Source organism: Agarivorans sp. QJM3NY_25 (assembly GCF_050870875.2).
Lineage (GTDB): Bacteria > Pseudomonadota > Gammaproteobacteria > Enterobacterales > Celerinatantimonadaceae > Agarivorans.
Map to the genome: position 1 here is coordinate 4,389,590 of NZ_CP194041.2, position 11,562 is coordinate 4,401,151.

Below are 11,562 nucleotides of genomic sequence, written 5' to 3' on the forward strand. Positions count from 1 at the left end.
TCATAATAAGGAGGTGATCCAGCCCCAGGTTCCCCTAGGGCTACCTTGTTACGACTTCACCCCAGTCATGAACCACAAAGTGGTGAGCGTCCTCCCGAAGGTTAAACTACCCACTTCTTTTGCAGCCCACTCCCATGGTGTGACGGGCGGTGTGTACAAGGCCCGGGAACGTATTCACCGTGGCATTCTGATCCACGATTACTAGCGATTCCGACTTCACGGAGTCGAGTTGCAGACTCCGATCCGGACTACGACATGCTTTCTGGGGTCCGCTTGCTCTCGCGAGTTCGCATCCCTCTGTACATGCCATTGTAGCACGTGTGTAGCCCTGCCCGTAAGGGCCATGATGACTTGACGTCGTCCCCACCTTCCTCCGGTTTATCACCGGCAGTCTCCCTAGAGTTCCCACCATCACGTGCTGGCAAATAAGGATAAGGGTTGCGCTCGTTGCGGGACTTAACCCAACATCTCACGACACGAGCTGACGACAGCCATGCAGCACCTGTATCTAAGTTCCCGAAGGCACCAATCCATCTCTGGAAAGTTCTTAGTATGTCAAGGGCAGGTAAGGTTCTTCGCGTTGCATCGAATTAAACCACATGCTCCACCGCTTGTGCGGGCCCCCGTCAATTCATTTGAGTTTTAACCTTGCGGCCGTACTCCCCAGGCGGTCTACTTAATGCGTTAGCTGCGTTACCCACGGGTTAAACCCACAGACAACTAGTAGACATCGTTTACGGCGTGGACTACCAGGGTATCTAATCCTGTTTGCTCCCCACGCTTTCGTACATGAGCGTCAGTTTTTGTCCAGGTGGCCGCCTTCGCCACTGGTATTCCTTCAGATCTCTACGCATTTCACCGCTACACCTGAAATTCTACCACCCTCTACAAAACTCTAGCTTCCCAGTTCCAAATGCCATTCCCAGGTTGAGCCCGGGGATTTCACATCTGGCTTAAAAAGCCGCCTGCGTACGCTTTACGCCCAGTAATTCCGATTAACGCTCGGACCCTCCGTATTACCGCGGCTGCTGGCACGGAGTTAGCCGGTCCTTCTTCTGTCGCTAACGTCAAACAATATACGTATTAAGCATATTGCCTTCCTCACAACTGAAAGTGCTTTACAACCCGAAGGCCTTCTTCACACACGCGGCATGGCTGCATCAGGCTTTCGCCCATTGTGCAATATTCCCCACTGCTGCCTCCCGTAGGAGTCTGGGCCGTGTCTCAGTCCCAGTGTGGCTGATCATCCTCTCAAACCAGCTAGGGATCGTCGCCTTGGTGAGCCATTACCCCACCAACTAGCTAATCCCACTTGGGCTAATCTCTACGCGAAAGGCTCCGAAGAGTCCCCTCCTTTGGTCCGAAGACATTATGCGGTATTAGCAGTCGTTTCCAACTGTTGTCCCCCACGTAAAGGCATATTCCCAAGCATTACTCACCCGTCCGCCGCTCGTCATCTTCTAGCAAGCTAGAAATGTTACCGCTCGACTTGCATGTGTTAAGCCTGCCGCCAGCGTTCAATCTGAGCCATGATCAAACTCTTCAATCAAAGTTCTTTCGCTCAAAGTAAATACTGAAATTATTACTGTTAAAACAGTGTGTCACTCCAGTCCACTTAAGCTAATTTTTTTCGCTTAGTGCTCTGTGAGTGCTCACACAGATTGCTTGATAAATTGTTAAAGAGCGTTGCTTCTTGCGAAGCGAGGTGCGCATTCTACGCCATCCTCGGTGACTGTCAACCGCTTTTTTCAATCTTTTCCGAAGAACTTTTCTAAGGAAAGTTTGAAGCGTTTAACCGTCGCTGATAAAGCCTCAGGCCTTATCAACCCTGACCGCTTGCTGCTGCGCTATTGCGTGCTGCCCGCCGTGTCAGTGGAGTCGCATTATAGGGATCCGCGCTTACGGTGCAAGCCTTTTTTGAAGAAAATTGCAGTTATTTTGAGATATTTTGATTGCCCCCAACAAAGCCACAGAATATCCACAAACTTATCCACAAAACTGCACCTTTTGGGTAAAACAAGGCTATGAATTAAAAGTAATTGTGTCATTTAGCATGTTTCTGCTAGAGAAATTGTACATTTTCTAGCTTATCCGATAAAAGCTGGCTAACATGATGTCGCAATTTTGTTAAATTAAGTTGCTTTCCATTATTTCGAATACATTGAGCATTGAATTTATTATGAAAAATCCTAGTCTATCCATCGTGTTTCTAATTGCAGTCGCAATTGCAGCCTATTTCGTCGCTGGCGCGGTAGCACCTCTCCAACCTTTATATTTGTCAGTCGCAGTGATTGTTGGAGGAGCCATTGTATTATTAAGCTCCGCTGGCCCATCAAACAGTGAACCACAAACTGATTCAACTGAAGACAACTTAGGCGAAGCCATTGATACCCAAACGCTATACGTCGGCAATCTGCCTTATCGTGCTAACGAATCAGCTATCCGCAAGTTATTTTCTGAGTATGGTCAAGTAGTCTCAGTTCGATTATTGAAAGATAAACAAACTGGCAAACGTCGTGGCTTTGGTTTTGTGGAAATGGCTAGCGAAGATGCAGGCAAAGCGGTCGCAGCCTTAAACGAATACGAGTTTCAACAACGTACCTTAAAAGTTCGCGAAGCCAACGAACGTAAAGAAGCTTAGTCTATTAACTGTAAAGAATTGATCCCATAAGCAGTTAATTGGTCAACTAGGCCTGTATTAGCGGAAGTTAAAGTGCAGTAAGCACTAACTTCCGCTTTTTTATGGTCGAATACAATGCGATTGCAATCATCAGATAAGTGTTGCACTCGTTTGGCGATGGCTGGACCAGAATCGATTAATTGAACCTTTTCACCTAATACTTGGCTTAGCTCTTCTTTTAGTAGAGGGAAGTGAGTGCAACCGAGTACCACTGTATCTAAATCTTCCATGGCTAACCATGAAGCAACAATGTCATGCACTGCTCTGCTGTCGATGAACTCTCCCGCTAACTTACGCTCTGCCAATACCACCAATTCAGTGCTGCCAATCAGTTCAACTATACAATTCGCTGCAAAGTCCTGAATTAGCTGTGCCGTATATTGACGCTCTACCGTTCCCGGCGTTGCCAATATGCCAAAGTGTCCCGTTTGACTCATACTTGCCGCTAATTTTATCGCTGGCACCACCCCAACGATTGGAATGGCATGCTGCGAACGCAATTTGGGTAGCGCTAAGGTACTGGCCGAATTACAGGCGATCACCACCATATCTATCTGTAGTTTCGCCACTGCGACCGCAACTAGCTCACAAACCCGTTCAATTAACTCCGGCTCGCTCAGTTCACCGTAAGGAAAATAACGGTTATCAAACAAATAACTATATTGCAGATGTGGATTAAGTAATTGAACAGACTCAAGGACCGAGAGACCGCCGACTCCGGAATCGAAAACAAGCACATGCATCGCGTAAATAAACCCAATTCGTAAATCACCAGCGCTAGTGTAATCACGCTAACGCTGGCTGGCAATGCGAAGTGTTTAGCAAAGCACTAGTCGTTTACTTTAGAACTGATAGCTTGCTGCTAACTCAAAGCTGCGACCTTGGGCTTGATAATTGCGCACTGTGGCATATTGCTTATTAAATACATTGGCTAACTTGGCATCGAGCTTAAAGCCGTTCGCAAAGCGATAATTCGCACCAATATCCCAAGTACTATAACTATCCAACACAAGCGTATTTGCGTCGTCATTATAAGACTCGCCTCGCCATAGATAATCCACCACCACTTGCAAAGCATGCCACTGCGCATCTAGCTTGTACTTGACTTGCTCCTGTGGACGACGCACCAAGTATTTATCGCTTTGACGATCTTTCGCGTCAAGATGCTCCAGAATAACCCGATGATTCAGCCAGGCGGTCGAAAAATCTCCCTGTACTTCAATGCCCTGGATCCGAGCATCAGAGACATTTCCTGGTTTCCATAAACCACCCTCCCCCGGCGCCCAAGCAATCAAATCGTCAACATCATTACGGAAGATATTAAACTGCCACTGACTTTGAATTAAATCTAAAGCAAAACCAAATTCCGAATTACTGGAAGTTTCGGCTTTAAGATTGGGGGTTTCACTGCCCGGGTAGTATAGATCGTTAAAGGTTGGCGCTCTAAAGGCAGTGCCATGCAAGGCATTAAAACGTAAATTGTCCTGTAACTGCCAAGCCCAAGCCAGGTTATAGGTGGTGTGTTCACCATAGTGCTGATTGTTATCCTGGCGTAAACTGGCTTCCAGTAAATGGCGGATGTAATCGGCACGAACCCCAAGGTAGGCGGCTTTATTATTACGAGTACTTTTTAAATATGTAGTTTTGGAACCTGAGATATCATCTTTTTGATAATCTAAACCACCTTGTAACAACCAGTTGTTGTTCAATTGACGCGCTAACAACCAATTCGCACTGTGCCGCTCCGTCACATAACGATAAACCACCGCATATTGATCGGCGGGGCCGTCATTGGAACGGTTTTCGGTATAATTCAGTGCTAGATGGCTAAACCAAGCGTCATCACTGTAATCAAGATTCACAGCATATACTTTCTGCCTTTGTTTGGTTTGCCATTTTTCATCGTAGGGATTATAAGATGAATCGTACTGCGTGGAGATATACTCATTTTCGCCATCATTCATCAATATCATGGCCCCGCCCGACCAAGCTTCACTGAACTGATGCTCGATGCTCAGTAAGCCACCGAAGGATTCATATCCATAAACCTCGTCCAGTTCGCTGCTTGGTCTAAAATTATAACCTTCACTACGCTCACCATTGAGGATCGCATTCAACTGAGTCGACTCACCAATCGGGGTATTAACTCGCCCAGCTAAACGTCGACTCTCATGATTGCCAAGCGCAGCTTTTATCCCAAAATACTGACTACCAAACTCCGGCCGCGTGATAATGTTGATGACCCCACCCACAGCATCTGCGCCATATACTGACGCACGAGCCCCTCGTATAATCTCAATGCGCTCAACGAATTCTAATGGCAGTAATGACATTTGAGCGCCACCACTAGTGGCAGTATTAATACGTACGCCATCGATGAGGTACAAAGATTGTGCAGAGCTTGAGCCGCGAATAAACACACTCTCGTTTTGTCCTTTACCGCCATTACGGTTGACACTAATACCAACCTGTTGGTTGAGAATACCAACAATATCTTGCGCACCACTACTTTCTATTTCACCGCGACTGATCACCGTGAGTGGCGCGATTACGCTAGTAGCACTTTGCTGTATACGGTTGGCGGTCACCACCATGGTCGTTTGTTCTGGAGGGGTTTCTTGGGCATAGCCGAAAGCTGGCGCTACTGCGGCCAGTAATATGAACTTCTTCATCGATATAATCCTAATTCTCGCGTCGTAGTTTGCTGCTAAATAGCATGTGCGATGTGGCAGGTATTCGGACTTAGAGGCGGGGGGACTTTATTTACTACGGCTACGACTTCCCGTTTGCGGGGCAAACAGTGTCTGGAGATCCTTGGAAAAGGCCAATCCTTGAGCTTTCGTTCCTCTTTACCGCTGCGCGTCAGTTCTGGACTTTAACCAGATTCCCTATTAAGCCTGAACTTCGCTAGCTCAGGCACCACTGCGGGCGAGAGTATAAGCCAGCACTTGGCGAATGAACAGCCTATTTCATTTACTTTATGCAAACATGAAATTAACTAATAGTGCCGGATGTCGCTTCATCCGCCGCGCGTTTTTGATTATATTCAGCAAGCACATCGGCCATACGCTCAGCGAAACCTTTAAACCGTTCAACATCGGCTTGTTTCGCTTCTCCTTCCGAAGGGCTAGAAACAGGTAAAACCCCATTAAGTAGGGTTTCGGTCGCGGATTCTGGTTGAGCAAACAAAGCGCTCATTTTGGCTTGAATGTCCTGCCAAGCACCTAAAAACTCACTTAAGTCGGGGACTAGCTCTGAACCAGCAGTGCTATTCTCGGCGCTTTTCTCCGCTGTTTGTTGGTAGGCCTGAGTCACCGCCACCGTTTGTTGTTGCTGGTAGTTCACCGCAAAACCAACTAACTGTTGCTCATCAAACCCAATGTTTAAGGCCTGATCAAACGCCTGATCCAGATTCCCCGAGAAAAACTGCTGCCCCACTTTATCCACTTGTTTCACTAAATCGGCGATCGCAGCCAACTCATCATCATTCAGGTCGCCTTCAACGGAAAAACTAAACTGCTGCTGTGAAGAAAACGATGCCTGAAAAGATGACTGTTCTTCTCGGTAACTGGCTGCCAACTGACTCCCATAACTAATGGTAACTTTGTCACCCTCTGCCGTTTCCAACTCCATGCTTGCCGATTGACGATTTCCCATGGCGAGTTGACTAAATATTGGAGAATTTTGTATCTCGTAGTCACCCGCTTCGATTTTTTCTAAACCGTCTTGGATCAAGTCATAACTCTTATCAATGCCTTTTTCTAACTCTTCATTAAGGATCCCTGAGTCACTAAGGTCTTCACGGGCTCCGGCAAACCCCATATCCACACCCTTACGCGCTTGAGCCATCATTTCTTGTAACTGGTCTTCTGGCATCCCAGCCTGCTTGGCACCATATAAGGTCGTTGCAACAAAATTAAGCACATTCTTCGCCACTTCTTCGGCATCAAATATACTGGGTTGTTGTGGTTTGGCTAAACTAACCCCACCACCAGCAATCGATAAGGTATGCTTTTCAATCGAACTCAACAATACATGGCTGGCCACCAGGTCCTGCTGATTAAAACTAGCCTTATCATTAGCTAATTGATTGCCCTTTGCGATAGTCGGCGTGGACTGCTGCAATAAGCGCTCAGCATATTGCTGGATTGGCGAATTGCCTATGCCTTTAAGTTCGTTCATAACGCCCCCTGGATTTACCCTAGTCACAACTTATCGGCGACTGTATTTAAAACTTTAGAAATAATCTCACTATTATTGTAGATAAACTGGACAAGCAAGCAATGCGCCTTTAAATTGCGCTCCTTGCTAAATTTGAGGAGCGGTCATGAGCGCAATTGCATACTATCCAGAAAAATACCAACAACTGTTGGCCGAAAAGGTCGCTAAACGCCGCGAACAATTTGCTGAATTTAATCCTCCTGAACCTAGCATTTTCAGCTCAGCCAGCAAACATTATCGGATGCGTGCCGAATTTAGAATGTGGCACGAAGGTGATGACCTCTACTACATCATGTTTGATCCAGCAACCAAACAAAAATTCAGAGTCGACAGCTTTCCGCCGGCAAGCGCGTTAATTAACCGCCTAATGCCGCTATTAATCGAACAGCTCAAATCTGAGCAAGTTTTGCGTCATAAACTATTCCAAGTCGACTTTCTTTCCACTCTTAGTGGCGAGGTAATCGTGAGCTTGCTTTACCATAAACCGATTGATGAAGCATGGCGGACCGCTGCCGAGCAACTAAAAGCAGAACTATCGAAGCTATTTTCACTACAACTGATCGGTCGCTCACGTAAGCAAAAAATATGTTTGGAACAAGATAGGGTTAACGAAGTACTTGAAGTTGCCGGTGAGCAGCTCATTTACCAGCAAATCGAAAATAGCTTTACCCAGCCAAATGCCGTCGTCAACCAACATATGTTGGAATGGGCGCAACAGGCAACTGCCAACAGCCAGGGCGATCTGCTCGAACTCTACTGTGGTAACGGCAATTTTTCACTGGCACTTGCGAAAAACTTCCAACGCGTTTTAGCCACCGAGATAGCCAAGCCCTCAGTTGAAGCCGCACAATACAATATCAAAGCCAATCACATTAATAATGTGAAAATTCTTCGTCTATCCGCCGAAGAATTCACTCAGGCCATGTTAGGTGAACGTGAGTTTCGCCGCCTAAAAGAAGCCCAAGTAGACTTAAGTGATTATCAGTGCGACACCATATTAGTTGATCCACCTCGTGCCGGTTTAGATGACGCCACCTTAAGGATGGTGCAAGACTACGACAACATCGTCTACGTATCTTGTAATCCCAATACTCTATATAACAACCTACAAGTCTTAAATCGTACCCATCAGATTAGCCATTGGGCTCTATTTGACCAATTTCCTTACACCGATCATATAGAAGTGGGGCTCTATCTGCAGCGTCGTTAGGCATATTAATGAAAGCGCTTCTTAAGCAGCCCGGTCTATCAGATATAGATCTGATAGGGGGGCTTATGTTTCATTCAATTATTACTGGAATTATTTTTGTAATTAGCTTGAATTGCTATGCTGGCGAGCCAGTAAGTAAAAGTTTTTGGAGTGATAAGGCTATCGGTGGTGTCGATGTGCTAAGCCAACACCGCGCCCACCAGCTTGGCGAGCGCCGTATTTTACAGGGTAAACAAGATTATTTAGTCCGTTGGAATAATGCCGATTGGTATTTTGCAAGTCAGCAAAGTGCCAATAAATTTGCCGAAGCTCCAGAACGATATCGTCCTCGCTACAATGGCTTTTGCGCTAACGCCCTATCAACGGGCGAAGGTTTAGTCGCCACTAATGGGCAAGTCTGGGAATTTTTTGACGACGAACTGCACTTATTTTATGCAGAGAAAGGCCGCCAACGTTGGCTAAAGGGACACTGGCAGACCTATCAAGCCACCGCAGACAAAGCTTGGCAGCAACAATTGAACCATTAGTTGCTGTAGATTAGCGCTTAAAACCGCCCAATCTAAACATCAACCAAAGACCGATCGCAAGACATAAAATCAATACTAACAAGTTACTCCCGATTTCCGGGAATTGAGTTCGTAACATTGCAGAGTAAGCCAACGCCCCCAATAAAAATGCAGCCACACTCGTTAGAGGAGAGTCTTCACTCAGATCTTGATGTAGATAAATCTGGTACAGTTGCGTCACCGCCAATATAAACGCAATGATAGGAAATATCGAAAATGCTTGCTCGGCAACAGTAAACAGAGCAAGACTAGCATTACCACTCACACCAGCAATAAACGACAACAATAATAAAGTTTTACTGACTTGCATATGCACCTCTTAACTCAGTGTTTGAGAACGATTATACAAAGCGGCACCTTTTGCCACAATCCGAAGTTGTTTGATGGTTTTCTCGGCCAATTGTTGTCGATCAAACTCAGCTAAATCTAAAGCTGAAGCCCCAGCATTAAACACAATAATCACCATCGCTTCGGCTTGCATCTGCGCGTCTTCTCTTGGACAGCGATATTGATGTTCTAAATAGTCAGTCAGCTCTGCAATAAAATGCGCTATTTCTCGCGCTACGGCAGCCCGAAACGCTGGCGACGTTCCCGAACGCTCACGTAACAACAAGCGGAATACATTGGGGTTATTGTAGACAAATTCCATGAAAGTCGCGACCGAGGTTCCAATAACACTACCTCCGGTGGCAATAATGCGTTGCCGGGCTTGGCGCATTAACTGGCGTAAGGTTAAGCCCCCCTCATCAACCAGGGTTAAACCCAACTCTTCCATATCAGAGAAATGACGATAGAAAGAAGTCGGTGCAATCCCCGCTTCTCGAGCGACTTCGCGCAGACTTAAACTGGAAAAACTGCGCTGCGCACTTAATTGGCTAAACGCGGCTTCGATAATCGCTCTGCGTGTTTTTTCTTTTTGCTGTGCCCTAACGCCACTCATAGCTTCCCCTCTACTTATATGCTGCATCATACCTAGCACTGAAAAAAACCCAAGTTGAAACTGATTAAAAACATCACATTTCGTCTCCACAGACAAGCGTAACTTGTTTACCTGACATGAAAACCCTTTCAAAAAATTCTTTATTTATCAATAACAAAAAAGATGCGAGCCAGCTCAATTTTCTATTATCTTGAAAACGTTACCGAGTATCTAGTCATGCAAAGCTGTGATTAACTTGCCCTATCCCCTTATGGTATTTATCAAGGAAGTAAAATGAGTTGGTTAAAAAGCATTTTATCGATCTCTATCATCGTCGGCTTAAGTGCTTGTGGTGGTGGCAGTGATGCTGGAAATGGAAATAGCACCACACCAACCAATGACGCCATCAACATCACCAGCTCGGCCGAGAGTGCTCAACAACGCCTGCCCTGTGAAAACGCCACTGGTGAATTTTGTGATTTGCGCATTTATCAAGTCATGACCGAATCCTTTGTTGATGGAGATAGCTCGTTTGATTATGGTGCTGGTTATGGCACCAGCCATCACAACGGCGACTTGCAGGGAATTATTGATTCTCTTGACTACATTAAAGCCTTAGGCATGAATGCCATCTGGCTCACCCCGATCTTTGAGTCTATTGCGACCAACGGCCAAGATGAATGGACAGACAAACTAGATGCTACAGGTTACTTTGCCAGTAACTACTTTAAGATTGATCCTAATTTCGGGACCAAAGCGCTGGCTGAAGAGTTAGTCACGAAAGCTCATGAAAAAGGCTTATACGTATTCTTTGATGGGGTTTTTGGCCACCATAAAGGCAACCTTGTCACTTCTCCAAAAGGGCTCAGCCCTGCTGGTGGCTCAAACCCTGTGGATTATACCAACAGCGATACCCTCGCTTTTTACCAGGAAGTGGCGGAGTACTGGACCAGCGAATTATGTTTAGACGGATGGCGTTTAGACCAAGCCTATCAAGTCCCGCTCAGTGCCTGGCAACAAATTCATCAAACCGTCAAAGATGCCAGTGCCAACAATGCCAAGGCCAGCAAGTGCCAGATCAACGGAAATCAATGGGGCACCCTAGGCTATATGGTTGCCGAGGTATGGAATGGGAATAGTGAAATCGTAGCTAGCGCTTATGGCAGTAATTCGTCTCCAGCCCTGCCCTCGGCCTTCGATTTTAACCGTCGTTATGCGCTCGTACAGACCTTAGCGGTAGAAGAAAGTGGCTCAGGGGATCACGATGCCAGCACCTTAACCGCCAGCTGGAACGATCATAATTCTTATCCTGATCACGCCCAAGCTAATTTAATGCTCGGCAACCATGATTTAGTTCGCTTCGGCGATCTGATTCAGCGTGGTGGCTTAAGCCATTATTGGGAGAGACATAAAGCGGCTTTCTCTTATATGGCCGCCTATAGCGGACCGATTACCTTGTACTACGGTGATGAGATTGGTGATGAAGTTGCCAACTTTGCCGCGCAAGTAGACAACAGCGTATGCGCAGCACAAGGTTTATGTGACGACCATGTTGCTCGCTCCAGCGCTCATATAAAAGGGGTCACCGATGGTTTCACCCCAAGTCGTGAACAGCAAGCGCTGATGGACTATGTTAGTCAATTGATGGAAGTTCGGCAAAATAATCCAGCACTATATCAAGGTAGCGTACAGAACCTCTACGCCGACAAAGATCTATTAGCCGTATTAAAAACGACTAAAGAACAGCAAATTGTGTATTTATTAAACGTTTCATCAGATGAAAAAAAGGTCCGTCTGGCCGCTGATTTACTGGATGATACCCGTACCCTTATCGACTTAATCACAGGCGCAGAGATCGTCATTGATATAGACCATTTCGAAATAGCAGTAAGTGGATTGAGTGGGCGCTTGCTGCTAGTTAAATAGCACTTTACCTTCTCACGTTTGTACACCCTTATATACCCTG

General features: G+C 46.2%; 9 protein-coding genes, 1 rRNA gene and 1 riboswitch. Of the genes, 4 read left to right on the top strand and 6 right to left on the bottom strand.

Annotated features, from left to right (window positions below; genetic code table 11):
• Positions 1-6 precede the first annotated feature (6 nt).
• A 16S ribosomal RNA gene (locus tag ACRRSW_RS20100) occupies positions 7-1,549 on the bottom strand.
• A gap of 630 nt (positions 1,550-2,179) precedes the next feature.
• On the opposite strand from ACRRSW_RS20100, the gene ACRRSW_RS20105 reads away from it, so the two are divergent.
• Entirely contained in the window at positions 2,180-2,641 is a 462-nt protein-coding gene (locus ACRRSW_RS20105) for an RNA recognition motif domain-containing protein (protein WP_432455794.1), read from the top strand.
• Here the strand turns inward: ACRRSW_RS20105 and murI are convergent.
• The 3 genes from murI to ACRRSW_RS20120 all read right to left on the bottom strand — a co-directional run bounded on the left by murI (position 2,638) and on the right by ACRRSW_RS20120 (position 6,862).
• Positions 2,638-3,423, bottom strand: coding sequence for a glutamate racemase (gene murI / locus ACRRSW_RS20110; RefSeq protein ID WP_432460256.1), 786 nt, complete (start codon positions 3,421-3,423; stop codon positions 2,638-2,640). The two genes, ACRRSW_RS20105 and murI, sit on opposite strands and share 4 nt — an antisense overlap.
• 99 nt (positions 3,424-3,522) lie before the next feature.
• Positions 3,523-5,352, bottom strand: coding sequence for a TonB-dependent receptor domain-containing protein (locus ACRRSW_RS20115; RefSeq protein WP_432460257.1), 1,830 nt, complete (start codon positions 5,350-5,352; stop codon positions 3,523-3,525).
• Positions 5,353-5,390: 38 nt separating this feature from the next.
• Positions 5,391-5,619: riboswitch (cobalamin riboswitch) on the bottom strand.
• Positions 5,620-5,674: 55 nt separating this feature from the next.
• On the bottom strand, positions 5,675-6,862 hold the full coding sequence (locus ACRRSW_RS20120; RefSeq protein ID WP_432460258.1) for a DUF5610 domain-containing protein: 1,188 nt from the start codon (positions 6,860-6,862) through the stop codon (positions 5,675-5,677).
• Positions 6,863-7,007: 145 nt separating this feature from the next.
• Here ACRRSW_RS20120 and trmA point away from each other — a divergent pair, with 145 nt between their 5' ends.
• Together trmA and ACRRSW_RS20130 are read left to right on the top strand one after the other, a co-directional pair.
• Complete coding sequence (gene trmA, locus ACRRSW_RS20125) at positions 7,008-8,111, top strand: tRNA (uridine(54)-C5)-methyltransferase TrmA (RefSeq protein WP_432460259.1); 1,104 nt, start codon at positions 7,008-7,010, stop codon at positions 8,109-8,111.
• A gap of 65 nt (positions 8,112-8,176) precedes the next feature.
• Positions 8,177-8,638 carry a YHS domain-containing (seleno)protein gene (locus ACRRSW_RS20130; protein ID WP_432460260.1) on the top strand — a complete coding sequence of 154 codons (462 nt, stop codon included), beginning with the start codon at positions 8,177-8,179 and terminating at the stop codon, positions 8,636-8,638.
• Positions 8,639-8,648: 10 nt separating this feature from the next.
• Here ACRRSW_RS20130 and ACRRSW_RS20135 read toward each other — a convergent pair whose 3' ends face one another.
• Positions 8,649-8,987: a DUF1422 family protein gene (locus ACRRSW_RS20135; RefSeq protein WP_432455788.1), complete on the bottom strand. Its 339-nt coding sequence runs from the start codon at positions 8,985-8,987 to the stop codon at positions 8,649-8,651.
• Between the two features lie 9 nt (positions 8,988-8,996).
• Complete coding sequence (fabR, locus tag ACRRSW_RS20140; RefSeq protein WP_432455787.1) at positions 8,997-9,617, bottom strand: HTH-type transcriptional repressor FabR; 621 nt, start codon at positions 9,615-9,617, stop codon at positions 8,997-8,999.
• Positions 9,618-9,890: 273 nt separating this feature from the next.
• Here fabR and ACRRSW_RS20145 point away from each other — a divergent pair, with 273 nt between their 5' ends.
• On the top strand, positions 9,891-11,522 hold the full coding sequence (locus tag ACRRSW_RS20145; protein ID WP_432460261.1) for an alpha-amylase family glycosyl hydrolase: 1,632 nt from the start codon (positions 9,891-9,893) through the stop codon (positions 11,520-11,522).
• Positions 11,523-11,562 lie beyond the last annotated feature (40 nt).

Bases quoted from the DNA above. Each gene is read 5' to 3' on its own strand.
- ACRRSW_RS20135 (WP_432455788.1), bottom strand. From the start codon at position 8,987: ATGCAAGTCAGTAAAACTTTATTATTGTTGTCGTTTATTGCTGGTGTG.
- ACRRSW_RS20115 (WP_432460257.1), bottom strand. From the start codon at position 5,352: ATGAAGAAGTTCATATTACTGGCCGCAGTAGCGCCAGCTTTCGGCTAT.
- ACRRSW_RS20145 (WP_432460261.1), top strand. From the start codon at position 9,891: ATGAGTTGGTTAAAAAGCATTTTATCGATCTCTATCATCGTCGGCTTA.
- ACRRSW_RS20130 (WP_432460260.1), top strand. From the start codon at position 8,177: ATGTTTCATTCAATTATTACTGGAATTATTTTTGTAATTAGCTTGAAT.
- trmA (WP_432460259.1), top strand. From the start codon at position 7,008: ATGAGCGCAATTGCATACTATCCAGAAAAATACCAACAACTGTTGGCC.
- ACRRSW_RS20105 (WP_432455794.1), top strand. From the start codon at position 2,180: ATGAAAAATCCTAGTCTATCCATCGTGTTTCTAATTGCAGTCGCAATT.
- fabR (WP_432455787.1), bottom strand. From the start codon at position 9,617: ATGAGTGGCGTTAGGGCACAGCAAAAAGAAAAAACACGCAGAGCGATT.
- murI (WP_432460256.1), bottom strand. From the start codon at position 3,423: ATGCATGTGCTTGTTTTCGATTCCGGAGTCGGCGGTCTCTCGGTCCTT.
- ACRRSW_RS20120 (WP_432460258.1), bottom strand. From the start codon at position 6,862: ATGAACGAACTTAAAGGCATAGGCAATTCGCCAATCCAGCAATATGCT.